The sequence below is a fragment of the Bacteroidota bacterium genome, from assembly GCA_030706745.1.
Lineage (GTDB): Bacteria > Bacteroidota > Ignavibacteria > Palsa-1295 > Palsa-1295 > PALSA-1295.
In genome coordinates this window covers 64182-81933 of record JAUZNX010000013.1, presented here as the reverse complement: position 1 = coordinate 81933, position 17752 = coordinate 64182, and the positions used below count along the sequence as shown (strand labels likewise).

13 protein-coding genes are annotated in these 17752 nt (G+C 53.5%); 5 read left to right on the top strand and 8 right to left on the bottom strand.

Annotated elements, in window-relative coordinates:
• Positions 1 to 5 precede the first annotated feature (5 nt).
• The 3 genes from Q8902_13100 to Q8902_13090 are packed head-to-tail and all read right to left on the bottom strand — an operon-like array spanning position 6 to position 2738.
• A complete protein-coding gene (locus tag Q8902_13100) occupies positions 6 to 809 on the bottom strand; it encodes an ABC transporter permease (GenBank protein ID MDP4200495.1) in 804 nt (267 codons plus the stop codon).
• Positions 806 to 1570, bottom strand: coding sequence for an ABC transporter ATP-binding protein (locus tag Q8902_13095; GenBank protein MDP4200494.1), 765 nt, complete (start codon positions 1568 to 1570; stop codon positions 806 to 808). The genes Q8902_13100 and Q8902_13095 overlap by 4 nt, the downstream gene beginning before the upstream one ends.
• A complete protein-coding gene (locus Q8902_13090) occupies positions 1557 to 2738 on the bottom strand; it encodes a glycosyltransferase (GenBank protein ID MDP4200493.1) in 1182 nt (393 codons plus the stop codon). The genes Q8902_13095 and Q8902_13090 overlap by 14 nt, the downstream gene beginning before the upstream one ends.
• 81 nt (positions 2739 to 2819) lie before the next feature.
• Between Q8902_13090 and rlmN the strand changes: the two genes are divergently transcribed.
• Positions 2820 to 3929, top strand: a complete 1110-nt coding sequence (gene rlmN, locus Q8902_13085) for a 23S rRNA (adenine(2503)-C(2))-methyltransferase RlmN (protein ID MDP4200492.1) — start codon at positions 2820 to 2822, stop codon at positions 3927 to 3929.
• Here the strand turns inward: rlmN and Q8902_13080 are convergent.
• The 5 genes from Q8902_13080 to Q8902_13060 all read right to left on the bottom strand — a co-directional run bounded on the left by Q8902_13080 (position 3926) and on the right by Q8902_13060 (position 14641).
• On the bottom strand, positions 3926 to 8461 hold the full coding sequence (locus Q8902_13080; GenBank protein MDP4200491.1) for a choice-of-anchor D domain-containing protein: 4536 nt from the start codon (positions 8459 to 8461) through the stop codon (positions 3926 to 3928). The two genes, rlmN and Q8902_13080, sit on opposite strands and share 4 nt — an antisense overlap.
• A 3-nt stretch (positions 8462 to 8464) precedes the next feature.
• Positions 8465 to 10585 carry an OmpA family protein gene (locus tag Q8902_13075; protein MDP4200490.1) on the bottom strand — a complete coding sequence of 707 codons (2121 nt, stop codon included), beginning with the start codon at positions 10583 to 10585 and terminating at the stop codon, positions 8465 to 8467.
• Positions 10586 to 10765: 180 nt separating this feature from the next.
• The gene (locus Q8902_13070) at positions 10766 to 11461 is read right to left on the bottom strand and encodes a hypothetical protein (protein MDP4200489.1); all 696 of its coding nucleotides are present in this window, start codon (positions 11459 to 11461) and stop codon (positions 10766 to 10768) included.
• A 60-nt stretch (positions 11462 to 11521) separates the two neighbouring features.
• Positions 11522 to 12325 carry an RNA polymerase sigma factor gene (locus Q8902_13065; protein ID MDP4200488.1) on the bottom strand — a complete coding sequence of 268 codons (804 nt, stop codon included), beginning with the start codon at positions 12323 to 12325 and terminating at the stop codon, positions 11522 to 11524.
• Between the two features lie 243 nt (positions 12326 to 12568).
• On the bottom strand, positions 12569 to 14641 hold the full coding sequence (locus Q8902_13060) for a hypothetical protein (protein MDP4200487.1): 2073 nt from the start codon (positions 14639 to 14641) through the stop codon (positions 12569 to 12571).
• A gap of 111 nt (positions 14642 to 14752) precedes the next feature.
• Here Q8902_13060 and Q8902_13055 point away from each other — a divergent pair, with 111 nt between their 5' ends.
• From Q8902_13055 to Q8902_13040, 4 genes are all read left to right on the top strand, one after another.
• Positions 14753 to 15250: a YajQ family cyclic di-GMP-binding protein gene (locus Q8902_13055; GenBank protein ID MDP4200486.1), complete on the top strand. Its 498-nt coding sequence runs from the start codon at positions 14753 to 14755 to the stop codon at positions 15248 to 15250.
• A gap of 237 nt (positions 15251 to 15487) precedes the next feature.
• Complete coding sequence (locus tag Q8902_13050) at positions 15488 to 16897, top strand: hypothetical protein (GenBank protein MDP4200485.1); 1410 nt, start codon at positions 15488 to 15490, stop codon at positions 16895 to 16897.
• A gap of 182 nt (positions 16898 to 17079) precedes the next feature.
• Positions 17080 to 17433: a type II toxin-antitoxin system RelE/ParE family toxin gene (locus Q8902_13045; protein ID MDP4200484.1), complete on the top strand. Its 354-nt coding sequence runs from the start codon at positions 17080 to 17082 to the stop codon at positions 17431 to 17433.
• Positions 17434 to 17452: 19 nt separating this feature from the next.
• The gene (locus Q8902_13040) at positions 17453 to 17731 is read left to right on the top strand and encodes a putative addiction module antidote protein (protein MDP4200483.1); all 279 of its coding nucleotides are present in this window, start codon (positions 17453 to 17455) and stop codon (positions 17729 to 17731) included.
• Positions 17732 to 17752: the final 21 nt, after the last annotated feature.

The window sequence follows — 17752 nt, the reverse complement described above, 5'->3', positions numbered from 1 at the left end:
AGATGTTAGGATACGGTTTCGGCGCTGTATCTCGCAATGAGTCCTGTACGGACAGCATAGCGGTAGGTGCGCGCAAATACCCAGCCAGAGAGAACAATATAGAAGATGGAAAGGACACCGCCGATGGCCAGGATTCCGACGGGTGCGGCTTCATGCGCGGCTATTGCGCGAAGCCCTTCGAAGACGTAGGAAGCCGGAAGAAGCCTCGCGATCCATTGCAGCGGCTCGGGCAAAACTGAAATGGGATAAAACACCGCCGCGACCGGCGCGAGGATCGCTGGCATGGGCCAGATAAACCACTCAGCGGCAGGGCCGAGACGAAGCACGATCGATATCGAAAGGATACCCAGTGCAATTCCAAACAGGAACAACACCATCACGAACGGCACGAAGAGGGCACCGTATGCGAAAAAGGATAGTCCGAAAACAAGTGTTGCCAGCACGAGCATGACTACCAGTCCGAAGAAACTTGTAAGCACACTCGAAAGCACCAGCCCGGTGAGATACTCCGAGGTCTTCAGCGGTGTCGCAAAGAGATTCAGAAAATTCCGAGACCAGACATCCTCGAAGAATGATGTTGTGACGCCGAACATGGCCCGCGTGAAGAAATCCCAGAGAAGTACGGCGCCGAGCATCGTGGAAACGAAGTTCATGCCGGAGTGCGAAACGCTGTTCAGATAGCGGGTAATGAATCCCCAGAGCACAATATCGATTGCGGCCCACGCAAAGAGCGGCACGACGCGTGTGAAGCTTCCGCGCATGAGATACAGCACGCGCAACAGGATGGCGTATATCCTCTCCGTGCTCATGCTGGTTGCCCGAGACTGAGCGGCTCGCGCGCCACGGTGATAAACAACTCTTCGAGCGAACTCTTACCGTGCTCCGCCGGCATGCTCTTCGGATCGCCTTCGAGCAAAATCTTCCCGCGTGAGAGAAAGCACACCCGGTCGCAAACATCCGCGACTTCATACATATTATGTGAAGTCCACAGAATCCCAACTGCGCGTTCGTGTGCGTATTTCACTAGCCGCTCACGGATATACTGCGCTGCCGATGGATCGAGAGAGGCCGTCGGCTCATCGAGCAACAACACTCGCGGATCGTTCAGCATTGCTTTCGCAAGTCCGGCGCGGGTTTGCTCGCCACTCGAAAGCACACCGCACTTCGTGTTACGAAATTGACCGAGCTCGAACGTGTGAATCAGCTCCTCGATCTTGCTCGAAAGATTCTGAACCCTGTAGAGAAGTCCAAAGACGCGAAGATTTTGTGCGACGGTGAGATTCCCAGGCAGTGGTGCATATACCGCTGCAAAGTTTGTCCGCTCTATGGCTTTCGAGCGATTCCGCAACACATCGATGCCCTCGATTTCGATTGTGCCCGAACTGGGTTCGAGCACACCGAGCAACATACTGATCGTCGTCGTTTTTCCGGCCCCGTTCGGGCCCAGCAGACCCAGGATCTCATTCTGCCGAACGGCAAACGAAATTCCATCCACCGCCGGACGATCGCCGTACACCTTTGTCAAGCCCCGGACGGAAAGGACCTCGGGACGCGTGTTAGAGATTGACAAGGCTCTCGATCCCTTCCGCAAATGCGTCCCACGAATATTTCTTCTTCTGCTCAGCTACGCCAGCCATGAGTTTAGCTTCGAGGTCCTGCGCGAAGAATTCAAGCACGCGTTTGGCAACGGCTTCGGGCGTCGCTTTTGGCACGATAAGTCCACTCACGCCGTCCGGCACAACTTCTGCGAGTCCGCCAACATCTGTCACAATCGCAGGAGTATCGAAATTATATGCAATCAAAACGATGCCGGATTGTGTCGCATCCCGATAGGGCAACACAACAGCATTCGATGCGCTGAAGTATTTCGCGACTTCGTCGTTCGCAATGTAGTCCGTAGCAAGAACCAAATTGTTCGATGGAATCTGTAACTCTTCTATGAGCTTGCGATACTCTGCCTCATCGCCATAGAACTCCCCCGCAATAACAAGCCGTAGCTCCGGCAGCTTCTTGAGGATGAGCGGCATCGCACGCAAAAGAATATCGAGTCCCTTGTATTTGCGGATGTAGCCGAAGAACAGGATCGTCGGCGCATCCTTTGGGATTCCGAGTGCGGCCCGGGCCCCGGTACGATCCACCCGTTGACCGAAATTCTCAAAGACGGGATGAAGTACTTTCACGTACTTCGCATTTGGTACGACTTGGAGCAGTTCGCGCTCGACGGAATCCGACTGGACGATATAGGCATCGACCGCACGAAACGCGAAGCGCGTGAGCATCATATCGCCGGGCCGCTTCTCATGCGGTATCACGTTATCCACGATGAACGCGATCTTACACTCGTGTCCCTGCTTCCGCGTAATGCGTTTCGCAACACGCGCGAGTACACCATACGCAGGCGCGAAAAACGGCATCCAGTACTTGAAGACAATCAGGTCCGGTTTGTAACTCGCCGCAATTCGGCCCGCGCGATACCACGAGACAGGATTGATCGTGTCAATCACCTGAGAATTGCGAAGAGACTCGTTCTCATCCTCACCTGTAATTCGTAATTCGTCATTCTTAATTGGAGCCTCGTCCTGGGATTTGCCTGGAAACAGCAATTTGGGATACTGCCGCGAGAACGTCATGACATGCACCCAATTCCCACGTTCCCGGAGCGATTTCGCAATCAACGCGATGGCATGCGCGATGCCGCCGCGAAGAGGAAAGGCTGTCCCAACGATTAGAATACGCATTTGCGCCCGGGCCAACGAGAACTCGGAACGGTGAGTTTCGAGTCATGGGAATTGCCCGGCGTGCGATGTGTTGTGCCCCACATGCGAACCCCTGCCCCACCCGATTTCTTTGGCCGCACCCGCGAAGAGCTTCAGGAGCTTTTTGCACGTGAACTGCCCGACGTGCCGAAATTCCGCGCCGCGCAGGTCTATTGCTGGCTTTATGCTCGGCGAGCCCGCTCGTTCGCGGAAATGAGCGATCTGCCGAAGGTGCTGCAAGCCGAGTTGAAAAAGCAGTTCAAGCTTCCGACGCTTGCCCTTGCGCATCTCTCCGAAAGCATCGATGGCACCCGAAAATTTCTCTTCGAACTGGCCGATGGACTAAAGATCGAGGCCGTGCTGATTCCCAGCGAGATGCTTGATGCGCGCGATGAAGTCAAGCGCAAGACACTCTGCGTTTCGACACAAGTGGGCTGCCCGCTCGACTGCAAATTCTGCGCGACGGCATCCCTGAAGCTCAAACGCAATCTCACGACTGCAGAGATATTGCTACAGGTTTTTGAGGTCGAACGTTTGACTGGCGAGAGCATCACGAACCTCGTCTTCATGGGCATGGGTGAACCGATGCTGAACCTGGAGCACGTCGCCCGCGCCATCCGCATCCTGACCGATCCCGAAAACGAAATTCTCGGCAAGCGCCGCATTACAGTTTCCACGAGCGGATTGCCGGATGCCATCCGCGAGTTCACGCGGATGAACCTCGGCGTGAAGCTTGCACTCTCGCTACATGCGACGACGAACGAGCTTCGCTCGCGCATTATGCCGATCAATCGCCGCTACCCACTCGAAGAAGTGCTCGCCGCGATGGAAGACTACTATCAGCAGTCGCACATTCCCGTGACCTACGAGTATATCGTGTTCCGCGGATTGAACGATGGTCCAGCCGATGCGAAACGCCTCGCTAAAATCACGCGCCGATGCCCAAGCAAGGTGAACGTCATCCCCTTTCACCCGATCGACTTCACCCATCCCGAAGGCATCTCCGCTGAACTTGCACCCGCGCCGAAAGCTGAGTTCGAGCGCTTCCTCACGCTGCTCCGCGCCGAGGGCGTCCGTGTGATGGTTCGATCCAGTTCAGGCGTTGACATTGAGGCCGCCTGCGGGCAGTTGGCACTGGCGGAGGAGACTCCAGTTGCACTCTCCCTCCCCTAACGAACGACCAGCACCGCACCCTCTTCGTGATATTCGAGGCTTGTCAGGCGATAGACATATCGTCCCGCCGGGAGGCTGGATAGGTCGATCGAAGCAGTATGTTGTCCCTGCTTCTGCGAGCCGCCATCGATGTGCTTGGCGACACGCCCAAGCGGATCGTACAAGTCGATCGTGACAGGCCCATCGAGGCCAAGTTGATAGGAAATGGTAAGATCGCTCGATGTAGGATTCGGCGCAACGCGCGAGACTCTGTAATCGCCCGCGAACACGACACCATGCACCGGCCCACCACAATCGGCAACCTGAAATAAGCCATCGGTCTTGGATTCTGCCTGATCGGCCGCGGGACTAGACGCGATGACATGAATGTACGATGTCGGGTTCGGCCCGAGCAGTGCTTCGGCATCGAGTATGAATATCGGGGAGACGGCAAACGAGTCCATCGCAACCGTAACCTCAACGGTGCTGTCCGTGAGCCTTCGCATCTTCGGTGTGCTGAGACTGGCTGGTCCTGCCAAGGTGCCATGGAAGAGCACCATACTTGGATCGAATGAGACATCGAGTGTGGCACTATCCGCATCGATCTTCGAAATTCGTGTGCCGAAGATCGATACTGGTATTTGTATGCGATCTCCGGCGCGTGTGAGTGTGGAAGCCACCGAATACCCAAAGCTCGGTTCTTCACCAAGTGGATACACACCGGTGCCAATCAGGATGACCGGCGGAATTACGTCGGGTGATGTGGTCGTGATATATAGCGTGTCCGTCAGCGTTCGCGCTCGTTTTGGCAAGAACGTCATTTGATACCCTCGTTGAGAACCCGGATCAATCGCGACTCCCGGCAAGTTCTGGTCCGCCCGGAAGTCCGGTCCAATGCGCAGCCCTGTTACAAACAGCGGATAGGTCCCGATATTTCTAATAGTGATAAGCTGGTGGTTCGAATCTCCAATCGTCACTGGTTGCAGCTTGAGCCATAATGGGTTGATCTGCACGTGTGCCTCGACACCACGACCCGTAAGAAGCACCGTGTCGAACCGAGCGGAATCATCCTCGATGATAAGACGCGCCGTATCGCGCACTTCCAGCAGTGGATGGTATGTCAGGTTCAATGTCAAGGTATCATGATCCGACGTGATCGTGTGCGGCACTGTGGCGCTATCGCTAAACCGAAGCATGGACGGCGGCATAAACATAACACTCTTGACACTCGGAGTGCCTTCTGTCGCGGTGATATAGAGAGGGATTGATAGTGAGTCGGTTACATGCACATCGCCGAAGTCGATGCCGTGCGCGCTTAAGAGCAATCCTGTATCTGTCCCTTCTCCGCGCAGAAACACTGTATCGACGTGACCACTCCATCTCACGAGCAGTGTGTCGAGCACAAGACTAGTCGTTGGGTCTGGTTTGAAGGTAACCGCAATCACATCTGCCCCGCTGGCGGGTAGCGTTGCCGGGAGCGACAGCGTGAATTCCGGTTGAGATTTTGTCGCGCTAATCACGGCACCCTCATTGCCAATATTTGAAAGATGAACATCAAGCGTTTTTGCTGCACCACGAAGAACATATCCGAAATCGAGTGCTTGTTCCACAACGAGAACATTTGGTGAAAGGCCGACACCTAGCAGCGTTATTGTCCGGCCGGTTGCACTATCAGAGGCGATATTAAGCGTTACATCGGTCGAGCCATTCGTAAAGGGACGAAACGTGACGCACAACTGAATGCTATCCCGTGCCAGCAGGAGTATCGGAACTTCGTGAACAGCGAATCCCACAAGGCCGCTGGTATCAATTGAAATATGCAGTGGTGTGCAACTGGGATTTTTAAGTGTAATACACCGCACCACTGAATCCCCGACATGAACTGAATCGAAATTCAATAGCGAGTCCGTTAGCACGATCTCGGGCAGGGCGCCTCCCGTCGCATGAAGTGGCAGCGTGAACTGCGTACCACAGTCGTCTACCGTCAGAGTCAGAACTCCATTATGTTCACCAGGCTTGGTACTGTTGAATATCATGGTGAATGTTCCCTTGCCTCCGATTGAGTTGGGCGTGGAATCCAAAGAGAATCCGACGCCGGAGATGGCGACATTCTTAATGTCGATCGTATCAATCCCGAGGTTTGCGAGTTGTACACTCAGCGATTTGGAGGTGCCATGACAGACCGTATCGAATTCAAGGCTTGGTGGACTCCATGCGGCTCGTGCAATTTCCCGCGAGCCTCGGATTGGAAGCGTCACAGCAACACATCCCTCGGCCCCGATGAATACGAACGAGCCGGTATCTAATTCACCCAAATGAGGTTTGAACCGCACCGCGAACTGCTTCGACTCTCCCGGTGCGAGCGTGACCGGCAGTGAAAACGGCGCAAAGTTAAACCGAGGTGAGCCATAGTGAATCGTATCGGTAATTGTCACCGAGCGCGCCGTTCCATTCGTCAAAGTAATACTAGTCGCGATCGGCGTTGTGTCACAGCCGCGCCCGAATGAAAGCACCGGCGCGTTGAATGCGAGACCTGGATACCCGCGCGATCCGCGCAAAACGGCAATACCAGTACCGCAGGGCGACATCTGAAAATAGGCAGTATCGACAAAGTCGCCATCGAGCTGCGGTTGAAACAGGAATTCAATCTGGATGCTATCGCCAGCGGGAATTCGATACGGAAATAAAGGTGGATTGAAAAATACTCCATACGTCGAATACCCAATACTATCCAATCGAACCGGACGGTCATTGGGATTGACCACCATCATCTCAGTCATTACTGAACCGGTCGGACAAATGCGGCCTACATCAATCGCAGGAGCAATCAACGGCGCCGGAGGCACAACATCGATCGAAATAGCAGCTAAAGTATCAGTTGCACACAAAACGCCCCGCATACGAAGGGTCGCCGTCAGATGACCGCAGGTCTTTGGGTGTAATCGCACATGCAATTGCAGAGTATCGCCCGGCGCGCGAAATTGATTTTCACGCCCATCGAGTATTGTAAGCGTCGCGTCCGATGATGTCACAGATTGGATTGCATCATCGACATTACCGGTGTTCGTCACAAGGATTGTGGTGTCGCGTGTGATTCCGGCCAAATCCGCCGGGACCGCGCCAAAATCAATCGTGCGCGGAAGGGAAAGCTCGGGCTGCTGGCGAAACCCGGTGACGGTCAATCGGGCAATGCGTGAGCACTTATCCAGTTGGATTCCGGCCTGCACTGTCAGTGGTCCGCGCTTCCCAGGAAGCAGTTCAAAGGTGTCAATCATCGTTTGGCCGGGAGCGAGCCGTCGAGGAAGTTGGGTCAGAAGAATCAATCCGCTGCCAGAGGGTATGACTGGCGACTCGAGTGTCACGGAATCCGTCAGGCTGACGTTCGTCACTGTGACCGTCTTGATCCTGGGTAACAGACAATTATACACGGAGTCGAACGCAAGCACACTTGGATTGAATAGAAGTCCAACACTATCATAGCTCGCGTGAACGGCAATTCCCAATATTCCACCGCATTCGTTGGTGCTGGAGATAAACAAGCTATCGTTATAGACACTATCATAGCTCCCGCCACTTCCGGGCTCAAAATGCAGATCGATCGGGACATAATAACTGCTATCGGCGCGCAGGGGGATCGGGAAATTCGAAACGCTCGAAAATGCAAGGCTATGATTGAATGTGTAGGAGGTGATCGTATCCGGTCGCGGTCCGATATTATGAACGTAGATGACCGTGTCGAACGAGCCTACGCATCGTAATGTCCGAATGACGATCTGCCTCTCGCGAGAGGCGAGCTGCCAGCCTGGCGCGGCATTCCGAATGGGTGAGTTCGATGTAACCAAGTCGACACTGGGACCACGAAGAAATCCATCGCGGCCGTGTCCGGAAAAATCATGGACGCGAGTGAGACCTTCTCCATCATCGAATGTATAATAGAGCACGAGGTTCGTGTCTGTGCCCGGAACAACGTTGAACATATTCGCTCGAATCGTCGCAAGCGATCGTGGCGTGTTCCAAATTCGCACTTCATCGATCAGACCAATGAAGCTGGCGCCATTGGCACTCATCCCGATTCGAATGCTATCGGTGCTCGAATCAATGGATAGAATTGACCTGGCACTCCTGCTCGCAACTCGGACGCTATCGACAAATAGATACAAGCTATCGCCGGGACGATAGACAAGAGCGATGTGGTGCCAATTATAAAATGAGTCGGCAGGCTGCAAGGTCACACTGTCGGGTATCCCACGCCGAATAACGCCGGTATATTCCGAATCTGGTCCCAGGAAAATCCCATACGCGGAAAATCCACCATGCCCTTTATCAATGATACCGGCATTCGGAGAAAGGCCGGCCGGTAAGACCCAACATTCGATGGTAAATCCATGGGTCAGATTCAGCGCTTGGATGCCGGGTGTGGCAACATAAGAGGCGGCTCCACTAATGTTCAGCATTCCACGCGGGCAATTCTGCGCGACGGCTCGTTCACCAAGCATCATGGAGAAGAGCGCCAGAAGCGCCAGTACCAGCAGATACGGATGTCGTGCGTTCATCGGCTAGCGTACCTCGTTTTCGATGAGTGCACGAACAGTCCGCGAGAGCACCCGCCCCTCGGGGATGGAATTGTCGAACAGATCGTCTCGCGAACCATGGGACTCGACGAGCATTGAGGGCTTACCTTTACCCGATCGCCGTAATGCAGCCTGCAACATGTCGGCCGCTCGTGTGACGCGATCGCGCGCAAGCTTCTCGTTGAACTGGTCGTCGCCAGTCTTATCCGTGTGGCCCGTCAGGGTAACCTGACTTCCTTTCAGAATACTGCCGGCCATGTCATGGATGATACCCTCCGCCTGCTTCCGGTCGAGTTGCGACGAACTATAATCGAATAGAATCAGACTGTACTTCTCGACTTCCTTATCGAGCGTCGTATCGGTGATATGGACGGTTCGGTTGCGAATCTTTTGCCGAAGGTGAATCGTGCCTTCGGCTTTGGCAGTATCCCCAAGACTATCGATGACCACAATTGTATAATTGAGGGAGTCGCGGCGATCGGGCATGGACTGTTCGTCAAGCGTCCAAACGTATGCGCCTGTCGTTCCTTTGGTAAGCGCATCGAATGAGCGAAGCACGCGGTCACGCTCCCTGACCTCGATCGTCGCACTCCGCACGCCGGCACTACTGACGATCTCGGGATAAAAACTGATGTGTGGTGGTGTGGCCACTCGCTCGATCCGCTCGGTGTGCAACGGCGCGGCAATCCCGTCGCGAGACGGGATAATTTCGACGCGGCGGTTCTCCGCCTCACCAAATGCATTCAGATCGTCAGACGCGACATCCGGCAAATCTCGCACTCGAACATGCAACCGATTCGGCGCTACATCCCAGACCGTCTCGAAATACTGAGCCACGGATTCAGCTCTCTCTCGCGAAATCGCCTGTCCTCGTGCGGCATCGCCTCGTGAGTGGATGCTTCGCGCTCCAACAAGCGTCACGCTCGCCGATGGATCATCGTGCAATCGCCTGCCGAGAATATCCAACACATTATGATGGATCTCCAGAGCGCCGGATGTGAACAGGCTCGATACTTCGAAGGCATCACGCTCTGCGGCAGTTCGCTGATGATACCGCGATGGAATCTTCGAAGCGCCATCGTCAAAGAAGACATAATGGAGCATGGGATAGACCTCGGTCACATGCAGACGCTCGATCGTCAACAGAGGCTCCTCGACCTCGGTACCATCCTCGTTCACACCAAACGCGCTGATGGATACACTGAGGACGTGATTAACCGGCGCTGGCGATACTTGCGGTGCTTCCACCGGGGCTACATCTGGCACTGGTTCGCGGAAGGGCGTATCGACCAAGGCAATGGCTGCCGGCGGTGGAGACTCGCCAGTACGATACACAAGCCCAAGTGCAAAGCCCGTCGGTAGAATGCGCCATGCGCTTGTGCTCCGATCCGAGATACTCGTTACCGGCAGCATCACACCAAACGATGGCCGAAGCCAAAGATTCGGTTGGAAGTATAGCTCGTAGGACGCATTGAGATCGAAGCCAGCCTGAAATGGATGGACATTGAACGCCGCGCTGGATACGGCTCGGACGCTCCTGTTATTGTCAGCGTATACCGCACCCGAAGGCGATGCAATCGCTTCGCTCTGACTCAGTGAGTGCGACGTCAAAAATCCCGCGTATGGTCCGGCTGTGACGGCAAATCGCGGAAGCACTTCATACGATGCAAACAGCGATGCCGCGAGCATGGAGAGGCTCACATCGAGCGTCCGGGTACGTGTGATGGCCACGTAATTTCCGAATGGATCGCGAGCTAAGGGCGTCTGGGGTGTTTCCTGCGCATTGAGCGTGTAGTTCGTCGAAAGATCATGATACATCAGCGCGCCACCAAACGACCATGAGGGACCTTGGGGCAGACTCGCGCCGATGCGGAAGCTGGGCGCGAACCACTTATGGCCTTGCTGGAATGTGCCGCATTCATAGGAGTTGTCGTATGCCGGAATCGAGGAGAAGCTAAGATTATTCGACAGCTGAACGCTGCCGAAAAGCGAGGGTTTCGTCGGCTCCGTTTGGGCGAGAGCATACTCAGCGAGAAGGGCAAGCGCGACGATGCCCAGCGCTGCGCGCCAGGCATAAACTCGCGTGGTTGTAGTCCTGCCCGTCATTGAAGTAAGGGAGCGGGCATCGTAGCATTGCGTCCGAAGCAGCAGACGGACGCAAAAGACGCAGCGTCTAACGTTGAATCAATTGCCGATAGCGTTCTTCGTTATAACAAATGACAAATTTGGATGCAGATGTGCATCCAAATTTGTCATTCGTCAATTGTCATTCGTAATTCACTGGCTTTACGGTGCCTTGGTCGAATTATCCACGGGCGAGCGATCGTCCGCGGGTTTCTTAATTATGGGTTTGACATCCATCTGGGCCGGCTTGCTATCCAACACTTCTGGCGTCGCCGAAGTCCTGGTGCTGACATTCGTTGCCTGCGCGTGACGCGCATGCGATGATGGGTGGCCGGCTGCGACGAATGACCGCTCATCCGTCACATTATGCAAGCCATTGGAGGCCGGTATTGTTTCATGCGTGAGAGGAGCAACAGCGGGGGACGCTGGCTGTGTGACAGATTGGACAACCGGGGTTGGCTGGCCCAAGTGCTTCGGCGTGATATTCATCACCGCGACCGCCGATAAGAACCCAAGAAACAGGCCCGTACCCAAAGCGTACTTCGGCCGACTGAGAATACCACGAAGAGGGGCGGCAACCGCTCCCTGCGCGTGAGCGGAGCCGACCAGCTCCTGCTCGATAAAAGGTGTCACGGCGGTGGCCGAGAGTCCCAACGCCGTGAGCGTACGATCGCGGATGAGCCGCTGATCCATACGCAGGCTGTCAGCATCGCTGCGGACGGCCTTCATCAACTCGAGTTGCGATCGAAACGCAAGACGCATCGCATCACTGGCGGCCAGCGTAATGAGGAAATTCTGTTCCTCACCCGAGGTCATCGCGTGATCGAAATATCGGCTGATCTGTTCTTCTTGTCTCATGACCATAATCTTAAATGCTGTACGGCCTGGGAGCCGCATGGAAATTACAAAACCGAGCTATCAAATGTAGTGTGACGGATCGTCGGACTCCGCGAGGCCTAACCATCCTTGAATGAACTTCCGAAGTCGAATACGAGCACGATACGCACGAACTTTCACGTATTGCTCGGAGGACTGCATCATATCCGCAATCTCGCCATATGCGAATCCCGAATACTCATGCAGCACGAAAATCTCTCGCTGATCGAACGGCAGCTTTGCCAGTCCGCGGACCATCAAGTCCTGAATTTCCCGTGAAGTTGCCTCCCGCGAGGAAGCTTCCTCAACCATCAACGGATCGAGCTCTTCGCTCGAATGCGGCTTTTCCACTCGGAGCATGTTGAAGCAGAGATTGCGCGCCGTCTGGAAGAGCAGGCCACGAAAGTGGTCAATCGTCACATCTTTCCGCTGCCGGAATTCGAACACTCGTGTCCAGGTATCCTGAAAGGCATCCTCGCCCGATTGCTCGTTGCGCAGCATCCGCTTGCAATAGAGCAACAGCGGAACTTCGTATTTCGCATACAAGCGCATGAATGCTTCTGTGCTCGTCTGGACGTTCCCACTCAGGAATTCCAGCTTCAACTTCGAATCGCAATCATTCAGCCGGGCGGTGGCGCGTTCCGAAAGTGCGCCGCCGGCATTTTCGGCTAAAATCGAGAAGGGCGCTTCCTGGGAGAGGGCATCACTGATGGTACCCGCTTCACCCGAAAACTCATCGAACACGCCTTCGCTGGGCGACCAATCATCCTGTGGCGAGAAGAAAGGCTGGGAGACAGGTATCCCTGATTCCGAGTCTCGCTCTGGCTTTTTGGTTTCTTCTTGCATGTCGTGTGATGAATCCTATATTACTAAGACCAACGAGAAGGCAAAAGGTTACACAAGGTCACGCAGATTTGACCAGAAATCTGAGTAGAGCGTCCGATGGCTCAGAATATGGCAATTGCCAATATGCTGAAATCAGGCTGATTTTGGGCATTTCATGCTGCTATTTTACTATTTGAGTTTGTTTTTCATAAAAGCACCACTTTCTGGAAAACCAACGGCTCCCCAGCCAAAAGGTAGTGAGACCTATTTCTCTAACATCAGCGGAAGCACGCGTTCGCCGGCGGCAGTAGTGACTTTGACAAACTTTGGCCCTGACCGTATCTTAGTCAAATTGAGTGAGACTGGGCCGGCAGAGAGATCGGCCTCCGTGCGGAAATCTACCGTACCCAGCGCATCCAAGACTTCAATCGTCGCAGCGGATAATGGTCCATCAAGAGTGGAAAACGCCTGGATCTCGGTCATGCCTGTCGTCGGATTCGGTGCGATGCGGAAGGATGGCACAGTACCGTAGCGCATGAAACCGCTGAGCAGGCCGGTTTGACATGCGCTGCCCTCGAGACAGATCGACCTCGCCGAACTACGATAGCTGCCACAAATAATATCATTCCGAAGCAGCCACACCGAATCGAGCGCAAGCATCCCACATCGGTGATCCGCTGATGTATCGCTCGGAATTCCGCTGTGCGCTTGTGGATAAAACTCCATGTGAATATACCCCAGCACTGAGTCACTCGAAAGGCCACCAACAGGATTGAATTGAAGCTCCGCGAAACCCGTACTAGAGCTGAGATCAATTCGATTCCCGCTTGGGTCGACTGCATCATTGAAGATGAAAACCGAAGTGTCCCATGTAAACCGGGCTCGCAAAGGATACGGGATGGGCTTGCCTGATATGCCGAAGGTTATGTCGCCGATCGTATCTGTCAGACTCCCTCCAAAATGAGAGTAAGCATGATAGAGATTCAAGGTTTCATTCACGCTGTCCTCGCCATGTCCTTTCAGTGCGATGTTCCACACTGTTCCATCACTCAGCCGAATTGTAAGCGTTGCGGAGTAGTCCCGAGCAGGGCCGCCTGGCTGCCACAGGATCACATCCGAATCGAGTTGGGTAAGACTTGTCGTAGACGTGTGAATGAACTGAAAGTAGGCAGAGTCCTTTCCACTCAAGCGTTGGGAAAGAATCGTGGGAAGATTGCAGGTAGTCCCGGAATAGGGCTGAATCGTAACGCTCTTCGTCTCGAATGAGCAGGGTGTGAGCGAGTCACCTGCAAATAAGGCATACGACGAAATCGTGGGCGGCATATAATTTCCCGGAACAGGGATTCCGCCGGAGTTCGACGTTCGGAATAGATTACCATTGGCATCGAACCCAAGAATGAGCTGGTCGTTGAGCGCGCACAGCGAGCGGTCATCAATGGCGCAGTTCGGCCCCCCGATGGGAATCCAATTCGAGCCGGTCAGGCGCAGGACACCGTCAGTGGTCGTCGATGTGAAGATGCACTGGCGGCCGGTCGCGATCGAGCCTGCAAAGAAATTCGAAGTATTACTAGCGCTCAATTGCCACGTCAAACCATTGTCCGCAGAGGTTACGAGTTGCGAGGTCTGATCATAACTGTTGGCAGTGCATTCGTTCGTCACATAGATAGTCGACCCGCTGCATGAGTCATACGTGAAACTGTAGGCGTCCTCATCGAACTCTCCCGGAAGCTTCGACCACGTGATGCCCCGATCGGTTGACTCATACATGTATCCGCCAATCAAGGGAGTCTGAGGCGGGATGCCGATTCCCATCAGTGCGTAGAGGTTTCCCTGTCGGTACATGACCTGCGAGGCGTTCGTATCGAGCCGGTGGACGGTCCAGGTATTCCCCGCATCGTTCGACAGCCAGATCTCGCCGCCAAAATCGGAAACGACGAATGTATCCGGAGAACCGACAAAGCAGCCGCTGGCCGCGTAATTGATTTCGGTATCGTTCAGAAGGATTCGCCAGGTCGCCCCGCCATTCGTACTACGATAGATACCGTTATAGCCCGTGACGAGCAGATTCGCAGTGTCATAAAGCTGAATGTCCACAATCTCGTCATCCGGTTGTAACGGAAAGCCGATATTTTCTCGCCAGGTAAGACCACTATCACGGGATTCGAACAGACCACGCGCACCAGCCCAGAGGATTCCATCCTTGTGGACAATCGCTCCGTTTTCGGCGTCTGGCACCACCGGCACCAAATTTCGGGCGACAATCGTCCATTGTGATTGCGCCCGGGACGCAAAGACACCCAGGGAAGACAGAATGATCAAAAACCAGATGTGTTTCACGGATCCGCCTTGGAAGAATCCTCCAGTATAGAAGACCCGTGAAGCGGCAAAAGGTTACACATTTGAGGGCGACTTTTTTTGAACGGCTCTCCAATTCCGTATTTTTGAAGTATGGCACAACAATTTTCATTCGATGTCGTCTCGGAAGTAGACCAGCAGGAAGTCGATAACGCGATCAATCAGGCACGCAAAGAAGTCGAGCAGCGCTACGATTTCAAAGGCTCAAACACCAAGATCGACTGGAATCCCAAAGAGCACACGATCGTCCTCCACACCTCGGACGACATGAAACTCCGCGCGCTCGCAGAAATCCTGAACGGCAAGATGATCAAGCGCGGCATCTCGCTCAAGGCGCTCGATTATCAGAAAGCCGAGGAGGCAACCGGGATGTCACTCCGGCAGACGATCAAGCTTAAGCACGGACTCGAAGGCGAACAGGCGAAGACGATCACAAAGCTCGTCAAAGAGCTAAAGATGAAAGTCCAGGCGCAAATCCAGGGCGATGCCGTTCGCATCGTCGGCAAGAGCAAAGACGATCTTCAAGAGGCCATCGCCACGCTCAAAGGCCAGAGCTTCGACTTTCCGATTCAGTTTACGAATTATCGATAAGGGAACAACGGATGGTCAAATAGCTGCCCCTATGGAACGTCCGGCCTATACCGAATGTAATTCGTGTTTATGAAAAGAGTGATCCTCGTTCTCGTTGGGTGTCTAATCGGATGTGCCGCTTACGCCCAGCCCTTTCAACGGTGGGAGCTCGGTCCAATTCAACCGTTAGCGACGACTGAATTGCGAGACAGCAGCTTCATTCTGTCTGGCAGGGAATACGGGGGCTCGAATCCATTAATGCCAGTACTCACGCGTATCGGTGCGGATGGAACGAAGCTTTGGGAGCGACTTATCAATCTCCCAGACCACCGGTCACGCTTCAATGGTCTCACACAAGGCATTGATGGAGATGTTTATGCAATCGGCAGTGATGACAATTCTATTATTTTATTGCGGTGCTCCGTGGATGGGACTATTCCCTTAATGAGTTTTATCGACATGTATGTCGGAGCGGAAGGATATGATGTTAAACCTTGTGGCAACGACCTCCTGGCAATCGGAGAATTGCAATCGGAGTATGTCGGAAGATATAGAAGTGACGGTTCGCTCGTTTGGAAGCGGCTGATTCGTATTGATTCCTCAGATGCAAACCCGAGCGCGTTGAGCTATCAGCCGAAGTCGGACAGGATGACAATTGTCGGCAATCTTAAGTCTTCTGGCGACCTCTTCGTGCAGGCTTTAGACACGTCTGGTCATACAATTCGGACCAAAGCGATACGATTGGGTAATACATTCGCGAATCAAACTTATATTGTCGGACTCAGTGCGGAGTCTGTTGTCAATACTTCGGATTCAGGGCTTCTTATCGCTGGGAATGCCGACTTTTACCGCCTTCTGGACACCATTTCAACTGATGCGGCCTTTTGCCTTAAATTAGACAATAATTTGAATATTCTATGGCTACATGTTTACGGAGGGACAGCGTCAGCAAGGGCAATTGAATTACATCATGAGTATTTTCTATCTGCCTCCATGGATAGCTTCTATGTATCATCCGTGTGGGATTCCCTTATGTACCGATACCCCATCAAGACTGTCAATCAAGGTCCTGCGATTCTAAGAATCGATAGCTCCGGTAGGCTACTGGAATCAACGCTACTTTCTAATGGAGTAACAGCGTCCTATTATCAGTATTACGGTAATCGACCAATTGCTCTCACGAGAAGCGGAGGGTTTGTCATAACATCGGATTTCAATGCGGACACATGGCTTTTTCAAGAGGATTCTTTGGGTCACATGGACTGTGGTCAGACCCTCTATATGGTTCGAGACACATCCTTAATGCCAGTGGAGCGAGATGTTGAGGATTCGGATCTCGTGCTTACAGCGGGTGCTTCGGTGATTAAAAGTGGATATACCGCTGATGTCTTAAACTATAATTATGAGATCACCTGCCCCGAACGATCTGCCGTGCATCAAGCAGAATTGCGATCAACCCCCTCTATCTCAATCACAGAACGATCTCTGAACATCGTTTCAAAATATCTCATTGATCGCTACGAGGTTTTTGATGCATTGGGCCGCATCTACCTTCAACACGACTGCGTACCGGAGCTTCACGTGATAATTGACGCAGAACAATTGCCTGACGGATTTTACTTTTTACGTTTTAATTCTAACGTGGTTCCGTTCTATTTTCTGCACTAGCCCGGGCCTGCTCAAACATCCACAAACCTCATCAGGGTGGGGAATCGCCACGCTCAAAGGCCAGACCTTCGACTTCCCGATTCAGTTTACGAATTACCGGTAGGAGATTTATCCATCCCCTTCCCCTTCGAACTCTCTGTTCTCATTAGAAGTTGTAGCTTCAAAGCTACACAATTGAATTAGTGGAAGCCATCACTCGCGAACTGCGGCTCTACAACACGCTGAATGGAGAACGGCCATTCAGCTCATGGTTAAGATCGTTGGATGCGCCATTGCGAGTAATTGTGCGCCAACGTCTGGTTCGCGCCTCACTCGGGAATTTCGGTGATACGAAGCCTGAAGGTGAGGGAGTGCAAACACTTCGAATCCATGAAGGACCTGGCTACCGCCTCTACTATGGCATAGATGGCAAAGAGATCGTATTGCTATTGTGTGGCGGAGATAAGAGTTCACAATCAAAGGACATTCGGAATGCGAAAAAGTACTGGAAAGACTATAAAGAAAGAAAGGCCTCCAGCACCCTCGGTGAGTTATGAGGACGAGCTGATTGAGGATTTGAAGAATCCGAGCGAGGCCGCTGCCTACTTAAGAGCATGTTTAGAAGATGAAGACCCGCGAGTTTTTCTCATTGCGCTTGGCCATGTTGCACGGGCAAATGGCGGACTATCGTTGCTTGCCCGGAAAACAGGACTGAATCGAGAAAATCTCTATCGCACATTATCACCACGAGGCAACCCCAAGATCGATAGTGTTGGAGCGGTTCTTCGCTCGCTCGGGATGAAGCTCTCGGTCGAGATGATGAACCCCAGTCGGGCCGGGCGCGCCCGTCTTTGACGAAATCCCTCCGGGATTCGA

What these genes read in the sequence shown, in the direction of transcription:
- Q8902_13100 (MDP4200495.1), bottom strand. Translation starts at nt 809, where the DNA reads ATGAGCACGGAGAGGATATACGCCATCCTGTTGCGCGTGCTGTATCTC.
- Q8902_13090 (MDP4200493.1), bottom strand. Translation starts at nt 2,738, where the DNA reads ATGCGTATTCTAATCGTTGGGACAGCCTTTCCTCTTCGCGGCGGCATC.
- rlmN (MDP4200492.1), top strand. Translation starts at nt 2,820, where the DNA reads ATGCGAACCCCTGCCCCACCCGATTTCTTTGGCCGCACCCGCGAAGAG.
- Q8902_13080 (MDP4200491.1), bottom strand. Translation starts at nt 8,461, where the DNA reads ATGAACGCACGACATCCGTATCTGCTGGTACTGGCGCTTCTGGCGCTC.
- Q8902_13075 (MDP4200490.1), bottom strand. Translation starts at nt 10,585, where the DNA reads ATGACGGGCAGGACTACAACCACGCGAGTTTATGCCTGGCGCGCAGCG.
- Q8902_13070 (MDP4200489.1), bottom strand. Translation starts at nt 11,461, where the DNA reads ATGAGACAAGAAGAACAGATCAGCCGATATTTCGATCACGCGATGACC.
- Q8902_13065 (MDP4200488.1), bottom strand. Translation starts at nt 12,325, where the DNA reads ATGCAAGAAGAAACCAAAAAGCCAGAGCGAGACTCGGAATCAGGGATA.
- Q8902_13055 (MDP4200486.1), top strand. Translation starts at nt 14,753, where the DNA reads ATGGCACAACAATTTTCATTCGATGTCGTCTCGGAAGTAGACCAGCAG.
- Q8902_13050 (MDP4200485.1), top strand. Translation starts at nt 15,488, where the DNA reads ATGCCAGTACTCACGCGTATCGGTGCGGATGGAACGAAGCTTTGGGAG.